Source organism: Pseudomonas sp. GW821-FHT01D09 (assembly GCF_059422465.1).
The window spans coordinates 1-24,260 of the sequence record NZ_JBWKWY010000051.1 but is presented as its reverse complement, the minus strand read 5'-3'; the positions used below and the strand labels follow the sequence as shown (position 1 = coordinate 24,260).

22 protein-coding genes and 1 pseudogene are annotated in these 24,260 nt (G+C 62.0%); 6 read left to right on the top strand and 17 right to left on the bottom strand.

Annotation, left to right across the window (positions count from 1 at the left end):
- Nucleotides 1–143: 143 nt before the first annotated feature.
- The 13 genes and pseudogenes from AC07W7_RS26165 to AC07W7_RS26105 all read right to left on the bottom strand — a co-directional run bounded on the left by AC07W7_RS26165 (nucleotide 144) and on the right by AC07W7_RS26105 (nucleotide 14,495).
- Nucleotides 144–848: a methyl-accepting chemotaxis protein gene (locus AC07W7_RS26165; protein WP_415640208.1), complete on the bottom strand. Its 705-nt coding sequence runs from the start codon at nucleotides 846–848 to the stop codon at nucleotides 144–146.
- Nucleotides 849–1,049: 201 nt separating this feature from the next.
- A pseudogene (locus tag AC07W7_RS26160) lies at nucleotides 1,050–1,103 on the bottom strand (hypothetical protein); the annotation flags it as partial.
- Between the two features lie 1,114 nt (nucleotides 1,104–2,217).
- On the bottom strand, nucleotides 2,218–3,507 hold the full coding sequence (locus AC07W7_RS26155) for an adenylosuccinate synthase (protein ID WP_076961572.1): 1,290 nt from the start codon (nucleotides 3,505–3,507) through the stop codon (nucleotides 2,218–2,220).
- A 54-nt stretch (nucleotides 3,508–3,561) separates the two neighbouring features.
- On the bottom strand, nucleotides 3,562–4,749 hold the full coding sequence (locus AC07W7_RS26150; protein ID WP_076961573.1) for an ATP phosphoribosyltransferase regulatory subunit: 1,188 nt from the start codon (nucleotides 4,747–4,749) through the stop codon (nucleotides 3,562–3,564).
- A 296-nt stretch (nucleotides 4,750–5,045) separates the two neighbouring features.
- Nucleotides 5,046–5,912, bottom strand: coding sequence for a protease modulator HflC (gene hflC, locus AC07W7_RS26145; RefSeq protein ID WP_010213607.1), 867 nt, complete (start codon nucleotides 5,910–5,912; stop codon nucleotides 5,046–5,048).
- Entirely contained in the window at nucleotides 5,912–7,090 is a 1,179-nt protein-coding gene (gene hflK / locus AC07W7_RS26140) for an FtsH protease activity modulator HflK (protein ID WP_076961574.1), read from the bottom strand. The genes hflC and hflK overlap by 1 nt, the downstream gene beginning before the upstream one ends.
- A gap of 96 nt (nucleotides 7,091–7,186) precedes the next feature.
- Nucleotides 7,187–8,488 (bottom strand): ribosome rescue GTPase HflX, encoded by a 1,302-nt coding sequence (hflX, locus tag AC07W7_RS26135; protein ID WP_076961575.1) that lies wholly within the window; start codon nucleotides 8,486–8,488, stop codon nucleotides 7,187–7,189.
- A 12-nt stretch (nucleotides 8,489–8,500) separates the two neighbouring features.
- Nucleotides 8,501–8,761, bottom strand: a complete 261-nt coding sequence (gene hfq, locus AC07W7_RS26130; RefSeq protein ID WP_010221594.1) for an RNA chaperone Hfq — start codon at nucleotides 8,759–8,761, stop codon at nucleotides 8,501–8,503.
- 95 nt (nucleotides 8,762–8,856) lie between these two features.
- Complete coding sequence (gene miaA, locus AC07W7_RS26125; RefSeq protein ID WP_495040394.1) at nucleotides 8,857–9,828, bottom strand: tRNA (adenosine(37)-N6)-dimethylallyltransferase MiaA; 972 nt, start codon at nucleotides 9,826–9,828, stop codon at nucleotides 8,857–8,859.
- Complete coding sequence (gene mutL, locus AC07W7_RS26120) at nucleotides 9,828–11,726, bottom strand: DNA mismatch repair endonuclease MutL (protein WP_495040395.1); 1,899 nt, start codon at nucleotides 11,724–11,726, stop codon at nucleotides 9,828–9,830. The genes miaA and mutL overlap by 1 nt, the downstream gene beginning before the upstream one ends.
- 11 nt (nucleotides 11,727–11,737) lie before the next feature.
- Nucleotides 11,738–13,162 carry an N-acetylmuramoyl-L-alanine amidase gene (locus AC07W7_RS26115; RefSeq protein ID WP_076961625.1) on the bottom strand — a complete coding sequence of 475 codons (1,425 nt, stop codon included), beginning with the start codon at nucleotides 13,160–13,162 and terminating at the stop codon, nucleotides 11,738–11,740.
- A gap of 17 nt (nucleotides 13,163–13,179) precedes the next feature.
- Complete coding sequence (gene tsaE, locus AC07W7_RS26110; protein ID WP_099170124.1) at nucleotides 13,180–13,647, bottom strand: tRNA (adenosine(37)-N6)-threonylcarbamoyltransferase complex ATPase subunit type 1 TsaE; 468 nt, start codon at nucleotides 13,645–13,647, stop codon at nucleotides 13,180–13,182.
- On the bottom strand, nucleotides 13,635–14,495 hold the full coding sequence (locus AC07W7_RS26105; protein WP_495040393.1) for an NAD(P)H-hydrate dehydratase: 861 nt from the start codon (nucleotides 14,493–14,495) through the stop codon (nucleotides 13,635–13,637). The genes tsaE and AC07W7_RS26105 overlap by 13 nt, the downstream gene beginning before the upstream one ends.
- A 63-nt stretch (nucleotides 14,496–14,558) precedes the next feature.
- Between AC07W7_RS26105 and queG the strand changes: the two genes are divergently transcribed.
- Nucleotides 14,559–15,623 carry a tRNA epoxyqueuosine(34) reductase QueG gene (gene queG / locus AC07W7_RS26100; RefSeq protein ID WP_076961580.1) on the top strand — a complete coding sequence of 355 codons (1,065 nt, stop codon included), beginning with the start codon at nucleotides 14,559–14,561 and terminating at the stop codon, nucleotides 15,621–15,623.
- Here the strand turns inward: queG and AC07W7_RS26095 are convergent.
- Together AC07W7_RS26095 and orn are read right to left on the bottom strand one after the other, a co-directional pair.
- Complete coding sequence (locus AC07W7_RS26095) at nucleotides 15,620–16,234, bottom strand: trimeric intracellular cation channel family protein (RefSeq protein WP_169863991.1); 615 nt, start codon at nucleotides 16,232–16,234, stop codon at nucleotides 15,620–15,622. The two genes, queG and AC07W7_RS26095, sit on opposite strands and share 4 nt — an antisense overlap.
- 188 nt (nucleotides 16,235–16,422) lie before the next feature.
- Nucleotides 16,423–16,965, bottom strand: coding sequence for an oligoribonuclease (orn, locus tag AC07W7_RS26090; protein ID WP_169900862.1), 543 nt, complete (start codon nucleotides 16,963–16,965; stop codon nucleotides 16,423–16,425).
- A 107-nt stretch (nucleotides 16,966–17,072) separates the two neighbouring features.
- Between orn and rsgA the strand changes: the two genes are divergently transcribed.
- Nucleotides 17,073–18,104: a small ribosomal subunit biogenesis GTPase RsgA gene (gene rsgA / locus AC07W7_RS26085; RefSeq protein WP_495040392.1), complete on the top strand. Its 1,032-nt coding sequence runs from the start codon at nucleotides 17,073–17,075 to the stop codon at nucleotides 18,102–18,104.
- A gap of 233 nt (nucleotides 18,105–18,337) precedes the next feature.
- Nucleotides 18,338–18,784: a type II toxin-antitoxin system PemK/MazF family toxin gene (locus AC07W7_RS26080; RefSeq protein ID WP_495040391.1), complete on the top strand. Its 447-nt coding sequence runs from the start codon at nucleotides 18,338–18,340 to the stop codon at nucleotides 18,782–18,784.
- Nucleotides 18,785–18,838: 54 nt separating this feature from the next.
- On the opposite strand, the gene motB is transcribed toward AC07W7_RS26080, so the two are convergent.
- Nucleotides 18,839–19,861, bottom strand: a complete 1,023-nt coding sequence (motB, locus tag AC07W7_RS26075; protein ID WP_495040390.1) for a flagellar motor protein MotB — start codon at nucleotides 19,859–19,861, stop codon at nucleotides 18,839–18,841.
- A 3-nt stretch (nucleotides 19,862–19,864) separates the two neighbouring features.
- The gene (gene motA, locus AC07W7_RS26070) at nucleotides 19,865–20,716 is read right to left on the bottom strand and encodes a flagellar motor stator protein MotA (RefSeq protein ID WP_076961585.1); all 852 of its coding nucleotides are present in this window, start codon (nucleotides 20,714–20,716) and stop codon (nucleotides 19,865–19,867) included.
- Between the two features lie 166 nt (nucleotides 20,717–20,882).
- Here motA and AC07W7_RS26065 point away from each other — a divergent pair, with 166 nt between their 5' ends.
- The 3 genes from AC07W7_RS26065 to asd are packed head-to-tail and all read left to right on the top strand — an operon-like array spanning nucleotide 20,883 to nucleotide 24,169.
- Entirely contained in the window at nucleotides 20,883–22,418 is a 1,536-nt protein-coding gene (locus tag AC07W7_RS26065; RefSeq protein WP_099170120.1) for an HDOD domain-containing protein, read from the top strand.
- A gap of 58 nt (nucleotides 22,419–22,476) precedes the next feature.
- Nucleotides 22,477–23,292 carry a thiosulfate sulfurtransferase gene (gene rhdA, locus AC07W7_RS26060; protein ID WP_169863834.1) on the top strand — a complete coding sequence of 272 codons (816 nt, stop codon included), beginning with the start codon at nucleotides 22,477–22,479 and terminating at the stop codon, nucleotides 23,290–23,292.
- 16 nt (nucleotides 23,293–23,308) lie between these two features.
- Nucleotides 23,309–24,169 carry an archaetidylserine decarboxylase gene (asd, locus tag AC07W7_RS26055; protein ID WP_076961588.1) on the top strand — a complete coding sequence of 287 codons (861 nt, stop codon included), beginning with the start codon at nucleotides 23,309–23,311 and terminating at the stop codon, nucleotides 24,167–24,169.
- Nucleotides 24,170–24,260: the final 91 nt, after the last annotated feature.

The following is a 24,260-nucleotide window of genomic DNA, read 5'->3' as shown; positions in this document are numbered from 1 at the left end:
TGGTCAAGCCCAGGCCGGTCAAATACCCCAAAAAGAAAGCGGGAGGGCTTAACTGACTGGCATTAGGGCAAGCCCGCCCCCACACTGGAACGCGATCACCTGTGGGAGCGGGCTTGCCCGCGATAAGGCCCGAGCAGCCAACCTTAAGCCCGAAACTGCCCCAGGCTAGCCTTCAACTGCGCCGCCAACCCATCCAACACCTTGCCGCTGGCCGTAGTCTCCAGCACCGCCTGCGCCGCCCGCTCGGCCTGGGCATGGATCACCTCGACCCGTCCCCGTACCGCGTGCGCACCCAGGGCCTGATGCTCGGCAGCCCGGGTCGCCAGGCCAATCGCCGTATGCACCTGCTCCACCGAGTCTTGCACCGTTTGTTGCAAACGCACACTTTCGCGCAGCACCAGCAGCCCCTCACTGGCCTGGCGGCCGGCCTTGCCGATGGTTTCCACCGCCTCACGCGCACCTTGCTGCAACGCCACGATATGCGCCTGGATATCGCCGGTGGAGCTTTGAGTCTTGCTGGCCAGCGCCCGCACTTCGTCCGCCACCACCGCAAAGCCCCGTCCGGTTTCACCGGCACGCGCGGCTTCGATAGCCGCATTCAGGGCCAGCAGGTTGGTTTGCTCGGCAATGCCGTGGATCACCGTCAGCACCACTTCAATCTGCTCGCTTTGCTGGGCCAGGCGCTCGATCACCTTGGAGCCGGCCTGCACCTGCCCGGCCAGCGCCTCGATCAAACTGCCGACTTCAGCTGAAGTACGCGAATTCTCATCGGTGGCCTGGCGGATCTCCACCACCTGCTGCAACGCGGCCTGCATGGCCTGGCTTTCGGCCTGGGCCTCGTCGGCCATTTGCGACAGCGCCCGCAGGCTCTCGGCCACTTCATCGCGCTGCAAGCCCGCCGCCGCATCGGCACCGGCATTGCGCAAGGTCATCGCGCCGATTTCCACACCGGTACGCTGGGCCACATCGCCCGCCTCGCGCACGATGGGCTGCAACTTATCCACAAACCGATTGACCGCCGAAGCCATGGCGCCGATTTCATCCTGGCTGTTGATCTGCACACGCTTGGTCAGGTCCCCCTCGCCAGCGGCCAAGTCATCCATGGCCGCGATCAGCAACTTCAGGCGATTGACCACCCGCCGCCCCAGCACCACGGCAATCAGCAACAGCACGCCCAGGCCCACCACCGCCAGGCCCAGGCCGATACGCCAGCGCAGGGCCTGCGCAGCCTCTTGCACGGCACTGGAGGTGTTAGCCGTCATTTCGGTGGCCGTGGCCTGCGCCGACTGCAGCCGTGCGCCCATGGCCGCCGCACTGTCCGCCGCCGCGCCCTTGAGGCTGTCGCCCACCAATTGCCCACCGCTGGCGATCAATGCGGCAAAGCGCTGGTCCAGGGCCGCCAGGTCCGCCTCGACCGCCGCGGTGGAAACCCCCATGAGCACCTTGCCGATCTCCACGCCATTGGGGCTGATGGAGGCTTCGACGTAGTACACCGACGGGTCGTTTTTCGCGGCATTCAACACTTTATCCAGCGCACGGTCGCCCTGGCCTTTTTCCAGGAGCGCCTTGTTGATCGGGTTTTCCCGGTTCAGATAACGGGTCAGGTGCTGGCCCGTGGCATCGTCATACACCACAAACAGCACATTGGGGTTGCGCTGGGCACGCCGGGCAAACTCCGACAACGCTGGAACATCGCTGTCCCACATCGCGCGCGGGGCAACCGAGGCCAGTAACTGCGCCATGTCATTGGCGGAGTCCTTCAGGTCTTTTTCCAGGGTCTCACGCAGTTGCTGCTGCTCTTGCTTCAGGCGCGCAGAAAGGCCTGCGGTCAGGCGGTCACTGGTACTGGCCGACAGGCTGTCCAGGCCGGAGGTCACTTCCTTGCCGGCCTGGGTCAATTCGCCCGACAGCTTCTGGCTGTCCACGCCCAGGCGCTTGCCCAAATCGGCCTCCAGGGCCGTGACGGTGCTCCGGGTCAGAGCGACCGCCACCAGCACTTGCACCAAAAGAGCGATACCAAGGGTAACGAACACCGGCCGCAACAGCCGGCTTTGTAACAATGAGAGAACGGCAGACATCGGGAATCCCTCCACCACGGGTGCCATTAAATTGATAGCACCGCGAAAGAGAGAAATATAGCAAGGGTCGTGCCGTGCGCACGGCAGAAACGACAAAGGGCCCCCAATGGGGCCCTTTGCTTTTTACATCAACAGCTTATTAAGCGAACGGATGACGCAGAACGATAGTCTCGTTGCGGTCCGGGCCCGTCGAAATAATGTCGATCGGCGCGCCGATCAACTCTTCAACGCGCTTGATGTAGGCACGGGCGTTAGCTGGCAGCTCTTCCAGGGTCTTGGCACCCACGGTCGATTCGGTCCAACCCGGCACTTCTTCGTACACAGGCTGCAGGCCCACGTAGCTGTCAGCGTCGGTCGGGGCAACCTCATTACCTTCTGCATCCTTGTAGCCGATGCAGATGTTGATGGTTTGCAGGCCGTCGAGTACGTCCAGCTTGGTCAGGCAGATGCCCGAGATGCTGTTCACATCGATAGCGCGACGCAGGATAACCGCGTCGAACCAGCCACAACGACGGGCACGCCCGGTAGTGGCGCCGAACTCATGGCCTTGCTTGGCCAGGTGCGCGCCGACATCGTCGAACAGTTCAGTCGGGAAAGGCCCCGAACCTACGCGCGTGGTGTAGGCCTTGGTGATGCCCAGGATGTAGTCCAGGAACATCGGGCCAACGCCCGAACCCGTCGCCACGCCACCAGCAGTGGTGTTGGAGCTGGTCACGTACGGGTAGGTGCCGTGGTCGATGTCCAGCAACGAACCCTGGGCGCCTTCAAACATGATGTCTTTACCGGCGCGACGCAGGTCGTGCAGCTCGGCCGTCACGTCGAGCATCAGCGGCTTGAGCAGTTCAGCGTACTCTTTGCACTCGGCCAGGGTCTTGTCGAATTCAATGGCTGGCTCTTTGTAGTAACCAACCAGCATGAAGTTGTGGTAATCCACCAGTTCACGCAGCTTGTCTTCAAAGCGCGGCATGTTGAGCAGGTCGCCCACACGCAGGCCACGACGTGCAACCTTGTCTTCGTAGGCCGGGCCGATGCCGCGACCGGTAGTACCGATCTTCAGCTCGCCACGGGCCTTTTCACGGGCCTGGTCCAGCGCAACGTGGAAGGACAGGATCAGCGGGCAGGACGGGCTGATACGCAGGCGCTCGCGCACCGGTACGCCTTTCTCTTCCAGCTTGGTGATCTCGCGCAGCAGGGCGTCAGGTGCAACCACCACGCCGTTGCCGATCAGGCACTGCACGCCTTCGCGCAGCACGCCCGACGGGATCAGGTGCAAGACGGTTTTTTCGCCATCGATGACCAGGGTGTGGCCAGCGTTGTGGCCACCTTGGTAGCGCACTACGGCGGCAGCATGTTCGGTCAGCAGATCAACGATCTTGCCTTTGCCCTCATCACCCCATTGGGTGCCCAGGACTACGACATTCTTACCCATAACACTTGTCCTCATTCGCGCAAACTTGGTGCCGGCGTTGGCCGGCAGGAAAACTCAAGAAGCCAGTGGCGATACTTGCCAAAGCCCGTTCTGCTGAATCAATTGCCGGTCGCAGTCCGCTTCACGGGCGGCGGCCAATGGCTGCCCAGGCAAGGCCTGGACGACACGCTGACCCTCACTGCGCAACTGGCAGACCTGCTGCCAGAGTGCCGCGTCCGTACTGTCTGGCATCCAGATACCGCCAGACGGTAGCTCGACTTCAGCACGCCCCAGGGTCACCAGGGTTTTCAAATCGGTAGAAAAGCCAGTCGCCGGACGGGCACGACCGAAGTCGGCGCCGATATCGTCATAACGACCGCCCTGGGCAATGGCTTGGCCAACGCCCGGAACAAACACCGCGAACACCACACCGGTGTGGTAGTGGTAGCCGCGCAACTCACCCAGGTCGAAATACAACGGCAGTTGCGGGAAGCGCGCCGACAACTGCTCGGCAATCGCCAGCACATCGTCCAGGGCCGCCAGCACCGGGGCCGGCGCGTTGGCCAGGCGCTCGCGGGCGGCGGTCAGCACTTCGCGACCACCACACAGGTCCACCAGCGCACGCAACATGCCGGCCAGGTCGGCAGGCACGCCTTCGGTCAGGGCGATCACTTCGTCGATGGCCTTGCGCTGCAGGGCATCGAACAACTGTTGCTCCACTTCGCCGGACAAACCGGCCGCACGGGCCAGGCCACGGTAGATACCGACATGCCCCAGGTCCATGTGCACATCCGGCACATCCGCCAGTTGCAGCATCGCCAGCATCAGGCTGATGACTTCAACGTCGCTGCTCGGGCTTGCATCGCCATACAACTCGGCGCCCAGCTGGATCGGGCTACGGGACGATGACAAGGCGCGCGGCTGCGCGTGCAGCACACTGCCGGCATAGCACAGGCGGCTCGGCCCTTCACGGCGCAGGGTATGCGCATCGATACGCGCCACTTGCGGCGTGATATCGGCGCGAAAACCCATTTGCCGGCCCGATTGCGGGTCGATGACCTTGAAGGTGCGCAGATCCAGGTCCTGGCCCGCGCCGGTCAGCAGGGATTCCAGGTACTCGATATGGGGAGTCACGACAAACTCGTAACCCCAGCTCTGGAACAGATCCAACACCTGGCGGCGCGCGATTTCAATGCGCGCTGCCTCTGGTGGCAGTACTTCTTCGATGCCATCTGGCAGCAGCCAGCGGTCTACCGTTGCCATTACGCCATTCCCCTATGACCCGGCCTGCCCTTGGGCGAGCCTTGAGTGAAGCAGAAAATCCCCGGCCCCTGCATAAACCACGCGCAAGAGCGACGTGACGAATGGCCTGTAAACGGCCTCGTCGGGCACTTTCCTCGAAAAACCTGTCACGCCTGCAGCGCACAACAACAATCAAACATGCAGACGCAAAAAAGCCGGGAATTTCCCGGCTGCCGCATCATACACCCGTTTTCCGAAAGGATCACCCCGCCGAGCGTTTTAGCCGCCCGACGGAGTGGTTCCAGACAGTCAGCGGGTTACTTGGACTTTTCCAGGTAGCGGAAGAAATCGCTACTTGGGTCCAGCACCATGACGTCGGTTTTGTTCGCAAAGCTTTCACGGTAGGCACGCAGGCTACGATAGAACGCGTAGAACTCCTGGTCCTGGCCGTAAGCCTTGGCGTAGATCGCCGCGGCTTGAGCATCACCATCACCGCGGGCCTCTTCAGACTCCCGATAGGCTTCTGCCAACAGTACGCGACGCTGACGGTCGGCATCCGCACGGATACCTTCCGCCAGTTCGTTACCCTTGGCGCGGTGCTCACGCGCCTCACGCTCACGCTCGGTGCTCATGCGCTCGAACACGCTGCGGTTCACTTCCTTGGGCAGGTCGATAGCCTTGACCCGGACATCGACCACTTCGATACCCAGCTCTTTTTCCGCCATGGTGTTCAACGAACGGGTGATGTCAGCCATCAGCGCATCACGTTCACCGGATACCACCTCATGCAGGGTGCGCTTACCAAACTGGTCACGCAGGCCCGATTCCAGACGACGGGACAAACGCTCGTCGGCAATCTGCTTGAGGCCGGAAGTCGCGGTGTAGAAGCGCTCGGCATCCTTGACGCGCCACTTGGCGTAGGCGTCAACCATCACGGCTTTCTTTTCCAGGGTCAGGAAACGCTGTGTCGGTGCATCCAGGGTCATCAGGCGGGCGTCGAACTTGCGCACCTGGTTGACGTAGGGGACTTTCACATGCAGGCCCGGCTGGACATCCGCCTGGACCACACGCCCGAATTGCAGCAACACCGCACGCTCGGTCTGAGCCACGATGTAGAAGCAGTTCCAGGCAGCGATGACCACGACGACACCCACAATCAGGGCGGTCAGCGATTTATTGCTCATCAACGACTCTCCCTGGAACGTGTTTGCTGTTGCTGCAAGTCAGCGGCCGCACGGGCGCTCGCTTCGTTGGCAGCGGCAGTCGAACTGGCGGAAGACGAAGTACTGCCGGCACTACGACCACCTTCGATCATCTTGTCCAGCGGCAGGTACAGCAGGTTGTTCTGCCCACCCTTGTTGCCGGTCACGAGAACCTTGCTGGTGTTGCTGAAGACTTCCTGCATGGTGTCCAGGTACAGACGCTCGCGGGTGACTTCCGGTGCCTTGCGGTACTCGGCCACCAGCTTGGTGAAGCGGTCGGCCTCACCCTTGGCGCGGGACACGACTTCGTCGCGGTAACCGTTGGCATCTTCAAGGATGCGCTGGGCCTGACCACGGGCTTCCGGCACCACGCCGTTGGCGTAGGTTTCAGCCTGGTTGCGCGAACGCTGTTCGTCTTCACGGGCGCGGATCACGTCATCGAAGGCTTCCTGCACTTCACGCGGTGCCGCTGCGCTCTGTACGTTGACCTGGGTCACGGTGATACCGGTGCGATAAGTATCGAGGAACCGCTGCAGGCGCTCCTTGATCTCGCTGGCCATCAGTTCACGGCCTTCGGTCAGCACCTGGTCCATCGCGGTGGAACCCACTACGTGGCGCAGGGCGCTTTCGGTCGCATGCTGCAAGCTGACTTCCGGCTGGTCGACGTTAAGCACGAAGTCCTGCAGGTTGCTGATCTTGTACTGCACGGTCAGCGGCACTTCGACGATGTTCTCGTCTTCGGTCAGCATCTGGCCCTGCTTGGTGTAGGCACGCTCACGCGTGACGTTCTCCATGTACTTCTTGTCGATCGGCGGGAAGTAGATATTCAGGCCGGGGCCGACAGTCTCGTAGTACTTGCCGAAGCGCAGCACCACGGCTTGCTCCTGCTCGTCCACCACATAGACCGCGCTGTACAGCCAGACAGCCGCCAGCGCCACGAGGCCCAGGCCCAGCAGGCCGTAGCCGCCGCCCTTGCTCGTGCGGCCGCCGTCGTCACCACCACGTTTTTTTCCACCACCGAACAACCCATTCAGGCTTTCCTGCAGCTTTCGGAAGGCCTCGTCGAGATCTGGTGGCCCCTTGCGGTCGCCATTATTGCGGCGTTTACCACCCCAAGGATCCTGATTATTCGAGTTGCCACCCGGCTCATTCCAAGCCATAGCGCTCTCCATCTGATAAAGCAAAGACGCACCCACGGCGCGCCGACCAATGCTACAGAATGCCTGCCACAGCGGCACAACCGCTTTCTCAGGCTTTTATTGCAAAGTGTGTTGTTCGAGGAACTCCATCGGCACAACGCCCTCACGGCTCACCAGCCGATTGAGCTCCGAACGGGGCAAACGAACCGCCAGCAGGCTGACACCTTCTTCGTCGTGTTCTTCTTTCTGTACCGCGCCCAGCTCAAAGAACTGAGCACGCAGTCGAGCAAAACGCTGCGGCAAGCGCAAGGTGCCGACGAACAAATCGCCACCGAGCAACTCGGCAATCGCCTGCTCAAGCAGTTCCAGGCCGCTACCGTCCCGCGCCGACAGCCAGACCCGCTGGGGCCTGCCGTTCTCGTCGCGCTGGATTTGCGGCTCGACGCCTTCAAGCAAATCGAGTTTGTTATAGACCTCGAGGATCGGCAAGTCCTGGGCACCAATCTCACCCAGTACGACCATGACCTGCTCGATCTGCAACATCCGGTCAGGCTCGGCCGCATCGATGACGTGCAGCAGCAGGTCGGAGTTGCTCGACTCTTCCAGCGTAGACCGGAATGCCTCGACCAGCTTGTGCGGCAAGTGGCGGATAAAGCCCACGGTATCGGCCAGCACAATCGGCCCCAGGTCGTCGAGTTCCAGACGGCGCAAGGTCGGGTCAAGGGTGGCAAACAGCTGGTCCGCCGCGTACACGTCCGACTGGGTCACGTTGTTGAACAACGTGGATTTGCCGGCGTTGGTATAGCCCACCAGGGACACGGTAGGGATATCCGCACGCGAACGGCCACGTCGCGATTGCTCGCGCTGGCTGCGTACTTTTTCCAGGCGGCCCTTGATCTGGCGCAGGCGCACCCGCAACAGGCGCCGGTCGGTTTCAAGCTGGGTTTCACCCGGGCCACGCATGCCGATACCGCCACCCTGGCGTTCAAGGTGCGTCCAGCCGCGAACCAGGCGGGTGCTCATGTGATCAAGCTGGGCCAGTTCGACCTGGAGCTTGCCTTCATGAGTACGGGCACGCTGGGCGAAAATATCGAGAATCAGACCGGTGCGGTCAATCACGCGACACTCGAAGACTCGTTCGAGGTTACGTTCCTGACTGGGCGTGAGGATGTGATTGAAGATCACCAGATCGGCTTCTTCGGCATGGACCAGGTCGCGTAGCTCCTCGACCTTGCCGCTGCCAATCAGAAATTTGGCGGTTGGCCGATGACGCGGCACGTTAAAAAACGCGACGGTCTCGGCGCCGGCCGAATTTGCCAGCTCCTGAAACTCCTGCGGATCTTCGCGCGCCTCAGGGTCCTGTCCATCCAAGTGAACGAGGATCACTCGCTCACCACCACCGTGGCGCTCAAAGAACAAAGGAGACTCCTATCAGGCGTTACCTGGCTCAGCGTCACCCTGTTCGGATTCGGTTGCGCTAGGCAGACGAATTGGACGAACCGGCACTACTGTCGAGATAGCGTGCTTGTAGACCATCTGGCTGACGGTGTTTTTCAGCAGGATGACGAACTGGTCGAAAGACTCGATCGTACCTTGCAGCTTGATGCCGTTGACCAGATAGATGGAAACCCCAACTTTCTCTTTACGTAAAGTATTCAAGTAAGGGTCTTGTAGCGAATGCCCTTTTGACATGTGCCGCACTCCTTTAAGGATCAATAATAAAAAATCGGAAAAATAAATAGTTTGTAACCGTCACACCCCCAAGGATAGACGGCAATTGCAAGGACTCAGCTCAATATGGAGACCGTTCCCAAGTATTTCAAGGCGCGTGACAGATTGTCGCAATCCAAACTGTCCAGCCAATGCAAGTCAGTCCAGCTGCGCAGCCAAGTGAACTGGCGCTTCGCCAATTGGCGCGTGGCAATAATGCCGCGCTCCTGCATTTCGGCTGACGTCAGCTTGCCATCCAGATGATCCCAGACTTGGCGATAGCCTACAGCACGTATCGAAGGCAATCCCGGATGCAGATCACCTCTTGAACGCAGTGCTACGACCTCCTCCACGAATCCCTGTTCCAACATAATTGTGAATCTTTGTGCAATTCGTTCATGCAACACCTGGCGATTCGCCGGAGCGATGGCCAGATTGGCGACAGTATAGGGCAATTGTCCCGGTCCAGAGGTGCCTGCATCAGCACTTTGCGCAGATTGTCTGAGGCGATGGGCCGTCATCGTCTGGCCACTCACCCGCCAGACTTCCAGGGCCCGGCTCAGGCGCTGGGGGTCGTTGGGGTGAATACGTGCGGCAGACACCGGGTCAATCGCCGCCAACTGCTCGTGCAGGGCCTGCCAGCCAAGGCGTACAGCCTCTTCTTCGATCTCGGCGCGCACCTGTGGATCGGCCGGCGGCATCTCTGCCAGGCCTTCCTGCAACGCCTTGTAATAGAGCATCGTGCCGCCCACCAGCAGCGGGATCTTGCCCCGTGCGGTGATCTGCGCCATGGCGGCGAGGGCATCGGTACGGAAATCCGCCGCCGAGTAGCTTTGCGACGGATCGATAATGTCGATCAGACGATGGGGATGGGCGGCCAACAGTTCTTTGGACGGCTTGGCCGTGCCAATGTCCATGCCCCGGTAAACCAGGGCCGAATCGACGCTGATCAGCTCACAAGGCAAGACCTTGGTCAGCTCGATTGCCAGGTCGGTCTTGCCAGCGGCCGTCGGGCCCATCAGGAAGATGGCGGGAGGTAGGGCGCTCATCAGCGGCCGCGCAGGAATAGTTTGTCCAGATCATCCAGGCCCATCTGGGTCCAGGTCGGTCGGCCATGGTTGCACTGGCCACTGCGCTCGGTGTTTTCCATGTCCCGCAGCAGGCCGTTCATTTCCGGCAGGGCCAGGCGCCGGTTGGCGCGGATCGCGCCGTGGCAGGCCATGGTGCCGAGCAGTTCGTTGATATGCGCCTGGATCCGGTCACTGGTGCCGTATTCCATCAGGTCCGCCAGCACGTCAGCCACCAGCCGGTTGGCCTCGGCCTGCTTGAGCAAGGCGGGAATCTGCCGGATGGCCAGGGTTTCCGGGCCCAGGCGCTGCAATTCAAAACCCAGTTTCTGGAACACCGCCAGGTGCTCCTCGGCGCAATCGGCTTCGCGCTGGCTCACCGCCAGGGACTCCGGCACCAGCAATGGCTGGCCGCTCAGGCCTTCGCTGGCCATGGCGATCTTCAGGCGCTCGTACATGATCCGCTCATGGGCCGCGTGCATGTCCACCAGCACCAGGCCATGGGCGTTTTCCGCGAGGATATAGATGCCCTTGAGCTGGGCCAGGGCATACCCCAGGGGCGGGATATCGCCGCCACCTTCCGGCAGCGCCACTGCACCCGGCTCGGCACCGGGCAGCGGCGCAAAGAATTCACGATAGGCCGCCTGGGCCTCGGCCACCGGCACCGCTGATTGCGGTCGCGGGGTGTATTGATACTGATAGCCCGCACCGGCCCCCGAACCCGCCGCCGGGTAACTTGGCTGGGCTTGCGGCGATTGCAGCAGGTTGGCCGCCAGGCTCATTTCGCCCTGGGGCCCGAACTCGCCGGCCTCCGGCCCTGTAGGGCGGACGATGGCGGTGACAATCGGCGCCGCCAGTTGATCATCCGGGCGCACATCGCCCAGGGCGCGGTGCAAGGTGCCATACAGGAAATCGTGGACCATGCGCCCATCACGAAAGCGCACCTCGTGCTTGGTCGGGTGCACGTTGACATCAACCACCGCCGGGTCCACTTCAAAGAACAGTACAAAGGTCGGATGCCGGCCATTGAACAGCACGTCGCGATAGGCCTGGCGCACCGCATGGGCCACCAGTTTGTCGCGCACTGCCCGGCCATTCACAAAGAAATACTGCAAGTCGGCCTGGCTGCGGGAGAACGTCGGCAAACCGACCCAGCCCCACAAATGCAGGCCATTGCGCTCGATTTCAATCGGCAGCGCCTGCTCCAGGAACCCCGCGCCACAGATCGCCGACACACGTCGGGCGCGGGCGGCATCGTCGTTGGCCTCGTGCAGGCTGAGGATGGTCTTGCCGTTGTGGCGCAGATGGAAAGCCACGTCGAAACGGGCCAGGGCCAGGCGCTTGATGACTTCTTGCAGGTGATCGAATTCGGTTTTTTCGGCCTTGAGGAATTTGCGCCGTGCCGGGGTATTGAAGAACAGGTCACGCACTTCCACCGAGGTGCCCACCGGATGGGCCGCCGGCTGGACCCGGGGCGCCATGTCGCGGCCCTCGGTCTCGACCTGCCAGGCCTGTTCGGCGCCACGGGTGCGGGAGGTCAGGGTCAGGCGTGCCACGGAGCTGATCGACGCCAGCGCCTCACCGCGAAAGCCCAGGCTCATCACCCGCTCAAGGTCTTCCAGGTCACGGATCTTGCTGGTGGCATGGCGCGCCAGCGCCAGCGGCAGGTCATCGGAGGAAATCCCGCTGCCGTCGTCGCGCACCCGCAGCAACTTGACGCCGCCCTGCTCCACATCCACGTCAATGCGCCTGGCGCCGGAGTCGAGGCTGTTTTCCAGCAGTTCCTTGATCACCGAGGCCGGGCGCTCGACCACCTCGCCCGCCGCGATCTGGTTGGCCAGCCGCGGGCTGAGCAGTTCGATGCGCGAGGCGCTGTTCAATACCGATTCGCTCATTGCTGTGCTGCCAATTCAGTGCCGGGGATGGTCAACACCTGGCCGACTTTCAGTTCATCGGTCTTCAGGCTGTTGGCGCTGCGCAATGCAGCGGCCGACACCTGAAAGCGTACGGCCAGCATGGCCAGGGTGTCGCCAGGCTGCACCCGGTGATCACGCGGGCCCTGGGCGATCTTCCCGGAATCGCGCAGCCAGGCGATATAGGTGCCCGGTGGCGGGTTCTGCTGGAAGAACTGGCGCACGCCGGAACTGATGGAGCGCGCCAGCGCCTGCTGGTGGCTGGCGCTGGCCAGTTTGTTGGCTTCGTTGGCGTTGGAGATAAAGCCGGTTTCCACCAGAATCGACGGGATATCCGGCGATTTGAGCACCATAAACCCAGCCTGCTCCACCCGCTGCTTGTGCAGCGGCGTGACCCGGCCCATGTTGCTCAACACCTTCTGCCCGACGTTAAGGCTGGAGGTCAGCGAGGCGGTCATCGACAAGTCCAGCAATACACCGGCGAGCATGCGGTCTTTGTCGTCCAAAGACACGTTGCCGGCGCCGCCGATCAAGTCGGAACGGTTTTCGCTGTCGGCCAGCCAGCGCGCGGTCTCGGACGTGGCGCCGCGATCCGACAGGGCAAACACCGAGGCACCGAAGGCCGCCTTCGATGGCGCGGCGTCGGCGTGGATCGACACGAACAGGTCGGCGCCCTTCTTGCGCGCGATTTCAGTACGTCCACGCAATGGGATGAAGTAGTCGCCGGTACGGGTCAGTTCGGCACGATAGCCTTTCATCCCGTTGATCTGGCGCTGCAGCTCCCGGGCGATGGCCAGGACCACGTCTTTTTCGTGCTGGCCACGGGAGCCCGAAGCGCCCGGGTCTTCACCGCCGTGGCCGGCGTCGATCACGACGATGACGTCACGCTTGCCGGCCGGCGCTGGCGGCAGTGGTGGCAACTTGACCTGGGGCTGCGCAGGGTTGACCGGCACCGCCGGTGTGGTAGCAACGGCAGGGGTCGGCGCCGGGGCTGGCGCAGCGTCGGCCGGGTTGTCAAAGAGGTCGACCACCAGGCGGTTGCCATACTGGGCGTTCGGCGCGAGGGAAAAGCTCTTGGGCGTGACGACCTTCTTCAGGTCGATGACCACCCGCAGGTCGGTCGGCGTGCGCTGGGCCGAGCGCATGGCGGTAATCGGCGTGTTGGCGGTGGAGACCTTCAGGGGCGCGGCCAGGGTCGCACCGTTGATGTCGATCACCAGGCGATCAGGCGCCGTCAGGGTAAAGACACTGTGCTGGACTGGGCCAGACAGGTCGAACACCAGTCGCGTGTTATCCGGCGCTCGCCACAGGCGCACACTTTTTACCTGTGAAGCGGCCAGAGCATTGACAGTCATTGCCGCAAGCAACACCCCCACGACAGCAACCAACGCGCGAAAGCGCATACCTAACCCACCCATTATTAGAATTCCAAAGCCAAAGCGGCACACCAGGACTCACTGCGTGCGCTCTGGGACAACAATTTCAACTGACGTCCATGGTTATGCGGGGTAATGGTAATGGTCAGGTCGGGCTTTGGCAAAAAGCCTGTGCCCTTGTCCGGCCACTCGATCAGGCATAAGGCGTCGCCATCGAAGTAATCGCGGATGCCCATGTACTCCAATTCCTCGGGATCCACCAGGCGATACAGGTCGAAATGGAACGCTCGCACGTCACCGATCTCGTAAGGCTCTACCAGGGTGAACGTCGGACTTTTCACCGCGCCGGCGTGCCCAAGCCCGCGAATGATGCCGCGTGACAGCGTGGTTTTGCCGGCGCCCAGGTCACCCTGCAGGAAAATCAGGCCCACGCCCTGGGTAATCTCCGCAATGCGTTTGCCAAAAGCCACCATGGCCTCTTCATCCGCGATAAACAGCGTTACTTCAGACACGGTGACTGCTCCTCCAACAACTGACGAATGGCCGGAACCAGATCGCTAGCCGCCAGGCCGCGACCCAAGGCGCCCTGGCGCTCGCCCGCCATGGCGTGCAACCACACCGCCAGGCTGGCGGCCTCGAACGCCGGCATACCCTGGGCCAGCAGCGCGCCGAGCAAACCTGCGAGCACATCGCCCAGGCCCGCCGAGGCCATGGCCGGATGCCCCTGGTCACAACGCGCTACCCGCCCATCCGGGCTGGCAATCAGGCTCCCCGCGCCCTTGAGTACCGTGACGGCGTTGAATTTCTGGCTCAGCGCGCGCGCTACCTTAAGCCGGTCGGCCTGAACCGCGGCTGTCGAGATGCCCATCAGCCGCGCCGCCTCCCCCGGGTGCGGCGTGATCACGCAATCGGCCGGCAACGTGACATGGCCGGCGGCCAGCAGGTTCAGGGCGTCAGCATCCCAGACCTGGGGTTGCCGGGCATTGGCGGCCACCGACAGCAGGCTTTTGCCCCAGGCCATGTCGCCCAGGCCCGGGCCGATCACGATCACCGAGACTTTTTCCAGCAAGCCCATCAACTGATTGGCCGAATGCACGCCCCGCGCCATGACTTCCGGCAAACGGGTCAAGGCCGCCGGCACATGTTCGCTGCGGGTCGCCAGGGACACCAGGCCAGCACCACTGCGCAGCGCACTTTCGGCACTCAGCAGCGCCGCGCCGCCAAAGCCATGGTCGCCGCCGATCACCAGTACATGACCAAACCGGCCCTTATGGGCCCCTGGAGAACGCGCAGCCAGTTGCGGCAAATAGCCGGGCAACAGGGGCTGAACGTCGGTTATTTCGTGTTTTGTCTGCGGCATGCGTCTTCAAGCTCCGATGTCTGGCAGAATTATACGCATCTAACCTGCGGTTTCTCTCGTCTCATGCCTGCTATTACCACCGATCTGCCCGCCCTCGCCCAATCGATCAAAGACTGGGGCCGCGAGCTGGGCTTTCAGCAAGTCGGCATCAGCGGCCTGGACCTGGCCGAGCATGAACAGCACCTGCAACGCTGGCTCGACGCGGGCTATCACGGCGAGATGGACTACATGGGCGCCCATGGCAGCAAACGCTCGCACCCGGACGAACTGGTGCCCGGCACCTTGCGCGTGGTGTCCCTGCGCATGGATTACCTGCCCGGCGACACGCACATGGCGCAACGGCTGGCCCAACCCGAAAAAGCCTACATCTCCCGTTATGCCCTGGGCCGCGACTACCACAAGCTGATCCGCAAGCGCGTGCAGCAACTGGCCGACCGCATCCAGGCGCAGATCGGCCCGTTTGGTTTCCGCGCCTTTGTCGACAGCGCCCCGGTGCTGGAAAAAGCCATCGCCGAGCAGGCCGGTTTAGGCTGGATCGGCAAAAACACCCTGGTCCTCAACCGCAAGGCCGGCAGCTACTTCTTCCTCAGCGAGTTGTTTGTCGACCTGCCGCTGCCCGTCGACCCGCCCCACAGCACCGAACATTGCGGGCGCTGCACCGCCTGCCTGGACATCTGCCCGACCAATGCCTTCGTCGGGCCTTATGTACTGGATGCCCGGCGCTGCATTTCCTACCTGACCATCGAACTCAAGAGCGCGATCCCCGAGGATCTGCGACCGCTGATTGGCAACCGGGTGTTCGGCTGCGATGACTGTCAGATCGTTTGCCCGTGGAATCGTTTCGCCAGGCCTTCAGCCGAAAGCGATTTCAAACCGCGCCATAATCTGGATAACGCCGAACTGGCCGAGTTATTTATGTGGGATGAGGATAAATTCCTCAGCAGCACCGAAGGCTCGCCCCTGCGCCGCGCCGGTTATGAGCGCTGGCTGCGCAACCTGGCCGTGGGCCTGGGCAACGCGCCCTCCAGCATTCCAGTGCTGGAAGCCTTGAAGGCGCGGCGGGACTACCCCTCCGAACTGGTCCGCGAACATGTGGAATGGGCGCTGAACCAGCACGCAACACGCTAGTGTTCGTCGTTGTAGACGAACTTGGGCATTTCCCAATGAAAACGGATCGCCAGCAGGCGCAATAGAAAGCCGCTGAACAGGGTGAGCAGGATCGCCTGCTCGCTGGGCAGTTCCAGATAGAGACACAGCATGTAGCACCAGGCGGCGAGGAACGACACGCTGGCATACAGTTCGCGGCGGAAGATCAGCGGGATATCGTTACAGAAGATATCCCGCAGGATCCCGCCAAACACCCCGGTGATCACCCCGCTGACCGAGGCCACCAGCATACCGTGGCCCATTTCCAGAGCCGTCATGCAGCCGATCAGGGTGAAGGCCACCAGGCCTACGGCATCCAGCGCCAGGAACAGCGAGCGCAGATGGCGCATCAAGGGCGCGATAAAGATCGTGACCAATGCCGCGACAGAGGTCAGCACCAGGTATTCCGGGTGCTTGACCCAGGTCAGCGGGTAGTGGCCAAGCAACACATCGCGCACCGAACCGCCACCCAGCGCCGTCACGCAGGCGATCAACACCACGCCAAACCAATCCATGCCGCGCCGGCCGGCGGACAGGGCGCCGGTCATGGCTTCGGCGGTGATGGCGATGAGGTAGAGCATCAACAGCATGATGGCGATCCTTGCAAAGAGGCGCGCAGTCTAATCATTTGGCGGGGGCACCAAAAGGGGGCGCTCGGCGAAAGACCGAGCATGCCCACACTTGGAATGCGATCAAATGTGTGGCTTGCCTACGATAGCGGTAGGTCAGTCGAGACATCCTTGCTTGATCCACCGCCATCGCGGGCCCTGGCGCCACGAACTCAAGCCTTGATGAAATGCTTGCGGTAATGCTGCAACTCGGCAATCGACTCGCGGATATCATCCAGTGCCAGGTGGGTACTGCCCTTGTGGAAGCTGTCTTTAACCTCCGGTGCCCAGCGCGCGGCCAGTTCTTTCAAGGTCGACACATCCAGGTTGCGGTAGTGGAAGTAGCTTTCCAGCTCCTTCATATGGGTATAAAGGAAGCGGCGGTCCTGGCAGATACTGTTGCCACAGATCGGCGACTTGCCCTTGGGCACCCACAGCTCCAGGAAGGCAATCGTCTGGGCCTGCGCCTCGGCCATGCTGATGCGGCTGTCGCGCACGCGCTGGGTCAGGCCCGAGTTGCCGTGGGTGCGGGTGTTCCACTCGTCCATGGTGGCCAGCACCGCGTCGCTGTGGTGGATGGCGATCACCGGACCTTCGGCCAAGGTGTTGAGGTTGCTGTCGGTGACAATGGTCGCCATCTCGATGATGACGTCGGTGTCAGGGTTCAGACCGGTCATTTCCAGATCGATCCAAATCAGGTTCTGTGGGTTTTGCATGTCGTGGTTCCTTGGCACCTTGGCGTAGCTGCGCAGTTTAGCAGGCCGGGCGTGCTAGACTCGCGACCGTTTTATCCAACCTTATGCATTATCGACACGGAACACCAATGGCCAAACGCCAGCTCAACCGCCGCCAAAACTGGCGCATCGAAAAGATCCAGGGTGAACGCGCTGCCCGCGCCGCCAAACGTGAATCCTCTGCCGTGGAAGCGCTGGAGGGTGGCGACCTGGGCCCCGAGCAAACGGGCCTGGTGATCGCGCACTTTGGGGTGCAGGTCGAAGTCGAAGCCCTGGAAGGCGAGCTGGCCGGTGCAGTGTTCCGCTGCCACCTGCGCGCCAACCTGCCGGCACTGGTCACCGGCGACAAGGTGGTGTGGCGCGCCGGCAACCAGGGCATCGGGGTGATTGTCGCGCAACTGCCGCGCACCACCGAACTGCGTCGCCCGGACAGCCGTGGCCAACTCAAGCCGGTGGCGGCCAACGTCGACATGATTGTCATCGTCTTCGCGCCCTTGCCCGAGCCCCACGCCAACCTGATCGACCGCTACCTGGTGGCCGCCGAACACGCCGGCATCCGCCCGCTGTTGCTGCTGAACAAATTCGACCTGATCGACGAACAGAACGCCCCGGCGCTCAATGCCTTGCTCGCGGTGTATCGGCAGTTGGGCTACCCGGTGCTGGAAGTCTCGGCGCACCATGGCAATGGCATGGAACAGCTGCAACAGCAGTTGGACGGGCGCATCAGCGTGTTCGTCGGCCAGTCGGGCGTGGGCAAGTCGTCTTTGGTCAACAGCCTGCTGCCGGAAGTCGAGGCCCGCGTCGGCCCGTTGTCGGAACTGTCCGGCCAGGGTACGCACACCACCACCACTGCCCGCCTGTTCCACTTCCCGGGCGGTGGCGAACTGATCGACTCCCCCGGCATCCGTGAATTCGGCCTGGGCCACGTCAGCCGTGCCGATGTAGAAGCGGGGTTCATCGAGTTCAACGACCTGATCGGCACCTGCCGCTTCCGCGACTGCAAGCATGACCGCGAGCCAGGCTGCGCCTTGCTCAAGGCCCTGGAAGACGGGCGCGTGCAGCAGCAGCGGATGAACAGCTATCGCTCGATCATCGCCAGCTTGCCGGAGAGCAGCTACTGAGTGGCCATGCCTTGATACACATAAAGTGCAGCCTGCAACCCCCTACTCCATTGATTTAATAGGGGCCGGCATCAAGAATTCAGGACAACTGGGTGGCTCGTCGACACAAGCCAGCTTGAATTCGGAATTCCTGATGCCCATAATCACTCCGTTACCGGCGAAAGCCGGCAGGAGTCTGGATCCTTCCCGGAGTTGATCCAGCGGCGCAGAAGGGGCGAAGCAAGCTCCACTGCGTGTCGAATGAAGCCGCCTTCGGGCGGCTTTGCTTTTTACGGGACATTCGATTGACTCTCTACTATCACCCCAAACAAGGCGATATTCTTCTCTGCGATTTCACACGAGGCTTTGTCGCCCCTGAAATGCTGAAGATCCGCAAAGTCGTGGTGATATCCCCTACTGCCACCCACAATCGCAAGCTCTGCACTGTGGTACCTATTTCCTCTACCGCCCCCACAGTCCAGCATGACTGGCACCACCTACTGCACCTCAATCCACTTCAATCCGATGGCTACAAAGAGCTGTGGGTAAAGTGCGACATGATTTATACCGTGAGTTTCGAGCGCCTCGACAAACTCCATAGAAAGACCCGCTCCAAAGGTCGGGAGTACTTCGTACCCCGCCTGCATACCGATGATATGAAAGGTGTGATCAGTGGCGTCAAAGCCTACCTCCCACTCTGAGCCTAAATAGGAAACGCCCCGACAGATCGGGGCGTTTTCATTGAGACGGTACGCTTACGACCCTATCGCAGGCACCGTAGGATCCTTCACCCCACCCTCATCAAACAGATTCAGCTTCTGCCGCAACTCATGGGCCGGCAACGGCTGCTGCTCTGGCGGCAACGCGTTCGGGTCCACCGGTACTTCACCCGGTGCGCCATCGCCCTGGGTCGGCACCGGCGGCGTGGCACCCTGCTCACCCTCAATGGCGCGCTGGGCCTTTTTGGTCAGCACCACAATATCGATGCGCCGGTTGATCGGGTTGAACGGGTCCTGGGCATCAAACAGCTGCGATGAAGCAAACCCCACCACGCGCGCCACCTGGGTATCCGGATAGCTGCCGGCCACCAGGGCACGGCGGGCGGCGTTGGCGCGGTTGGCAGACAGCTCCCAGTTACCGAAATCACCCAGGCCCGAATATGGCTTGGCATCGGTGTGGCCGCTGACGCTGATCTTGTTCGGCACCGCCTTGATGGTGTCGGCCATGGCCAGCAGGATGTCTTCAAAGTAAGGCTTCAGGCGCGCACTGCCAGAGTCGAACATCGGTCGATTGGCAGCATCCATGATCTGGATACGCAAGCCGTCTGCGCTGATCTCGAAGTGGATCTGATCCTTGAATTTTTGCAGTTGCGGGTTCTCATCGACCTTGTTCTGCAATTCTTGCAGCAACAACTCCAGGCGCTCCTGCTCGACCTGCTCGGCCATGCTCTCGACGGTCTGGCGCTCGATCGGGATATTTTCCTGAGGCGCTTCGGTCTGCATCTCCGGGTTGATGGTGCGCTCGGGGGCCAACTCTGGCGAGCCGCCCAGGTCAATCACAAACGGCGTGCCGCTCTCGGAAAAGCCGATGGGATCCTTGAAATAGCCGGCAATGGCGATCTTTTGTTCCGGCGTCGCGGTGGACATCAGCCACAGCACCAAAAAGAACGCCATCATCGCCGTCGCAAAGTCGGCGAAGGCAATTTTCCAGGCGCCGCCGTGGTGCCCGGCAGCGAAGCGCTTGACGCGCTTGATGATGATTGGCTGGTTGTTTTCCATGGCTTAGCGACCGCGAACTGCTTGTTCCAGCTCGGCAAAGCTTGGACGGTGCTTCGGGTACAGGACCTTGCGCCCGAACTCAACCGCCAGGGACGGTGGCATGCCAGAGGCCGATGCCACCAGGGAAGCCTTGATCGCCTCGTAGACGTTCAGCTCTTCCTTGGCATCGTGGGCCAGGGAGGTGGCGAGCGGCCCAAAGAAGCCATAAGCCGCAAGAATACCGAAGAAGGTCCCCACCAAGGCGGCACCGACGTGCATGCCGATCGCCGCCTGGTCGCCTTCGCCCAGGGAGGCCATCGTCACCACGATACCCAGCACCGCCGCGACAATACCGAAACCGGGCATGCCGTCGGCGATACCGGTCACCGCATGGGCGGGGTGTTCGAGTTCTTCCTTGAGGCTGAACAGCTCCATGTCGAACAGGCCTTCGAGTTCATGCGGGGCCATGTTGCCGGAGGACATGATGCGCAGGTAGTCACAGACGTATGCGGTCATGCGGTCGTCCTTGAGCACGGTCGGGTACTTGGCGAAGATCGGGCTCGCCGCAGCGTCCTCGATATCGGCCTCGATGGCCATCATGCCTTCGCGGCGGCTCTTGTTGAGGATCTCGTAGACCAGGCCCAGCACTTCCAGGTAGAAGGTGTGGGAAAAGCGCGAGCTGAACATGCCCAGCGACTTTTTGACCACGTGCATGGTCATGTAGCCTGGGTTAGCCTGCAGGAAAGCGCCAAACGCCGCACCACCGATGATCAGCACTTCAAAGGGCTGGATCAGCGCAGCAATTTTACCGTGGGACAGAACATATCCGCCGAGCACACTTGCGATGACGACGATGATGCCGATAATTTTAGCCATAGGGGATGAGTACTTGCGCCGTCGGGTTCATGGACATATTCGGAAGATCTAAAAACTCTTCTTCTACTTATCGGCAAAACTGCGCCAGACTATAGCCCGTTAAGGCGAAAAGCCAGTTCGGCCCACTCCGGGCGTGTTGACCGCAAGTGATGATCGCGCCCCAATCATGGCAAACGAAACGACCGTTCCAACCTCCACACCCAACTCCCTGGCCGGCTGGATCAAGCGCCTGGACGGGGTTCACCTGCCCGTCCCCCAAGCGAGCCATGTTGCCGTGTGCAGGGCGATCGGCGACAGCCGCCGTTCGTTGCGAGATATTGCAGAGCTGATGCAAGACAGCCCGGCGCTGGTTTTGAGCGTTATGCGCGAAGCCAACAACCAGGCCCACGGCAGCCTGGCAGAACCTGCAGAAAACCTTGAAGTAGCGATCAACCGCCTCGGCTTGAAGCGCACCGAAGAACTGCTCGCGCGCCTGCCGTCAGTGCCGCTCAATGAAATCCCCGTGGCCCTGCGCCAACTGCAATTGATCAGCCAGCATGCCTCGCAACAGGCCAACGGCCTGTTCGCCAGCCGCCTGGCGCGGCTGTGGCAGGATATTCATTGGGGCAGCCTGCTGTTTCTCTCGCCGCTGTGGCCGATGGCCGTGGCCTACCCAAAGCTTTTGGAGGAATGGGAACTGCGGGTGATCCACAAGGGCCAATCGGCACGCAAGGTCGAACAGGAACTGTTCGGCGTGCGCCTGCTGGAGCTGTGCCTGGGGCTGACCGAGACTTGGCGCCTGCCGATCTGGGTGTCCCAGGGCTACCAACTGCTGCTCAAGGAACAACGCTTGCTGGTCAAGGCCCTGCACATCGCCCGCGATGAAGCGCCCTTGAGCCAGCAGCAAAAGCTCGATGACGACCCAACGCTGCGGCGCTGGCTGAACCAGCCGGCCAACACCGTGCTGCTGGCCAATGGCATGGCACTGGCGGCCCAGGAGTCCTGGACCTGCCCGCACACCCAGCGCTGGCAGTACCTCACCGCGCTGTATCTGCAACAACCGCTGGCCGACGTGCAGCAACAGGTGCACCAACAGGCCGTCATCAGCGCCCGCCATACCTTGACTGCCGGTCTCTGGCACCCGGCGTTGGCGCTGATCTGGCCGTGGCATGTGCAACGGGTGCACCGCGGCCTGCTGCCAGCACCGCCACCGACGGCCGAAGCCCTTGCGGTGTGGCGCAAGCGTTGCAGCGAGCTGTTGCTGGAACCCAGCCGCTTCGCCAATGCCATGCACCTGACCACTTGCGCCAAGGAGGCCCTGGTGGCCAGTGGCATGCAGCGTGTGATGCTGCTGATGGCGGACAAAGCGCTGGCCACTTTACGCGTACATCAGGTCGATGGCCTGCCCAGGGACGCCGCCAACCTGAGCCTTGAGGCCGCCCACAGCACGCTGCTGCAACGCTTGCTGGAAAAATCTGCGCAAGTGCGCCTGACCCCGGACAACCACGCGCAATTTGCGGCGCTGCTGCCCGCTTCATTGCAGCGCCTGTTCGTCGGCGAGCACCTGCTGTTGCGCTCCCTGAGCTGTAACGGCCGGGTGGTGATGCTGATGATTGCCGACCAGGGTGGCGGGCCGTTCTCCGAAACCACTGTGCAGGCCTTCGGCAAAACCGCCCAATGCATCGAGAAAGCCCTGCACTGCTTTACCAACCGCACCGCCTGATGCTTGCGTTACAATCGCCTTCTTTATATCGCCCAACCGCGTGCCCGGGAGACCTCATATGCCTGACTTTTCTGGCTTGCCGCTGGTAATCGAACCCAGCGACCTGCTTGGCCGCCTCGCCGCCGAGCCGTTGATTCTGGTAGACCTCACCAGCGCCGCCCGTTATGCCCAGGGGCATATCCCCGGCGCGCACTTCGTTGACCCCAAGCGCACCCAACTGGGCCAACCTCCGGCACCGGGGCTGCTGCCGGCCAAGGCCGACCTGGAGAAGCTGTTCGGCGAACTGGGCCACACCCCGGACGCCACCTACGTGGTGTACGACGACGAAGGCGGCGGCTGGGCCGGGCGGTTTATCTGGTTGCTCGACGTGATCGGCCACAAAAAATATCACTACCTTGATGGCGGCCTGCTGGCATGGCTGGATGAACAGCACCCCGTGTCCACCGAGGCCACCGCAGCCGTCGGCGGCCCAGTCAGCCTGACCCTGCACGACGAGCCCACCGCCACCCGCGAGTACCTGCAAAGCCGCCTCGGCGCTGCCGACCTGGGCATCTGGGATGCCCGTGGCCCGCTGGAGTACAGCGGCGAAAAAGTCCTCGCCGCCAAGGGCGGGCACATTCCCGGCGCAGTCAACTTTGAATGGACCGCCGGCATGGACAAGGCACGCAACCTGCGGATCCGCCGCGACATGCCGCAGATCCTCGAAGACCTGGGCCTGACCAAAGACAAAGAAATCATTACCCACTGCCAGACTCACCACCGTTCTGGCTTCACCTACCTGGTGGCCAAGGCGCTCGGTTATCCGCGAGTCAAAGGTTATGCCGGTTCCTGGGGCGAATGGGGCAACCACCCCGACACCCCCGTCGAGATTTAAGGTTTAAGGACAGTTCATGAAAAAGCGTTTGTTTATCCTCAGCCAGCACCTGCTGCCCCACCACCTGCTGTCGCGCCTGGCCGGCTGCATTGCCGAATGCCGCGTGCGCTGGTTCAAGAACGCCTTCACCACCTGGTTCGCCAAGCGCTACCAGGTGGATATGTCCCAGGCCCTGGTGGAGGATGTGACAGCTTACGAGCACTTCAACGCCTTCTTCACCCGCGCCCTGAAAGACGGCGCGCGCCCACTGGACCCAACCCCGGGCGCGGTGTTGAGCCCGGCAGACGGCGCCGTCAGCCAGCTCGGCCCGATCGAGCACGGTCGTGTGTTCCAGGCCAAGGGCCACAGTTTCAGTGTGCTGGAATTGCTCGGTGGCGACGCCGCCGTTGCCGCACCGTTCATGGGCGGCGACTTTGCCACCATCTACCTGTCGCCGAAGGACTACCACCGCGTGCACATGCCACTGGCCGGCACCCTGCGGGAAATGGTCTATGTGCCTGGGCGGATTTTCTCGGTCAACCAGACCACCGCCGAAAACGTGCCGGAGCTGTTTGCGCGTAACGAGCGTGTTGTCTGCCTGTTCGATACCGAACGCGGCCCGATGGCCGTGGTATTGGTGGGCGCGATGATTGTGGCGTCGATTGAAACCGTATGGGCCGGGCTGGTGACGCCGCCCAAGCGTGAGCTGAAAACCGTACGCTACGACGAAGCCGCCCGTGCACCGATCTTTCTGGAAAAAGGTGCAGAACTGGGGCGCTTCAAGCTGGGTTCGACGGCTATCGTGCTGTTTGGGCCGGATCAGGTGAAGTGGGATGAAGAACTGGTGGCGGGAACGCCAGTGCAGATGGGCCAGGGTATCGCGCTGCCAAAAGCCTGATCCCCCAAAAACTTGAAGCTGGAACCCAATCAATGTGGGAGCTGGCTTGCCTGCGATAGCGATGGTGAACCCAACACCGCTATCGCAGGCA

Coding starts and splice junctions, on each gene's coding strand:
- AC07W7_RS26165 (WP_415640208.1), bottom strand. CDS start 848: ATGGCCGACGAGGCCCAGGCCGAAAGCCAGGCCATGCAGGCCGCGTTG.
- motA (WP_076961585.1), bottom strand. CDS start 20,716: ATGGCTAAAATTATCGGCATCATCGTCGTCATCGCAAGTGTGCTCGGC.
- AC07W7_RS26150 (WP_076961573.1), bottom strand. CDS start 4,749: ATGGCAACGGTAGACCGCTGGCTGCTGCCAGATGGCATCGAAGAAGTA.
- rsgA (WP_495040392.1), top strand. CDS start 17,073: ATGGCCAAACGCCAGCTCAACCGCCGCCAAAACTGGCGCATCGAAAAG.
- hfq (WP_010221594.1), bottom strand. CDS start 8,761: ATGTCAAAAGGGCATTCGCTACAAGACCCTTACTTGAATACTTTACGT.
- AC07W7_RS26115 (WP_076961625.1), bottom strand. CDS start 13,162: ATGCGCTTTCGCGCGTTGGTTGCTGTCGTGGGGGTGTTGCTTGCGGCA.
- rhdA (WP_169863834.1), top strand. CDS start 22,477: ATGCCTGACTTTTCTGGCTTGCCGCTGGTAATCGAACCCAGCGACCTG.
- hflC (WP_010213607.1), bottom strand. CDS start 5,912: ATGAGCAATAAATCGCTGACCGCCCTGATTGTGGGTGTCGTCGTGGTC.
- orn (WP_169900862.1), bottom strand. CDS start 16,965: ATGCAAAACCCACAGAACCTGATTTGGATCGATCTGGAAATGACCGGT.
- asd (WP_076961588.1), top strand. CDS start 23,309: ATGAAAAAGCGTTTGTTTATCCTCAGCCAGCACCTGCTGCCCCACCAC.
- miaA (WP_495040394.1), bottom strand. CDS start 9,828: ATGAGCGCCCTACCTCCCGCCATCTTCCTGATGGGCCCGACGGCCGCT.
- hflK (WP_076961574.1), bottom strand. CDS start 7,090: ATGGCTTGGAATGAGCCGGGTGGCAACTCGAATAATCAGGATCCTTGG.
- motB (WP_495040390.1), bottom strand. CDS start 19,861: ATGGAAAACAACCAGCCAATCATCATCAAGCGCGTCAAGCGCTTCGCT.
- AC07W7_RS26065 (WP_099170120.1), top strand. CDS start 20,883: ATGGCAAACGAAACGACCGTTCCAACCTCCACACCCAACTCCCTGGCC.
- queG (WP_076961580.1), top strand. CDS start 14,559: ATGCCTGCTATTACCACCGATCTGCCCGCCCTCGCCCAATCGATCAAA.
- AC07W7_RS26155 (WP_076961572.1), bottom strand. CDS start 3,507: ATGGGTAAGAATGTCGTAGTCCTGGGCACCCAATGGGGTGATGAGGGC.
- AC07W7_RS26105 (WP_495040393.1), bottom strand. CDS start 14,495: ATGCCGCAGACAAAACACGAAATAACCGACGTTCAGCCCCTGTTGCCC.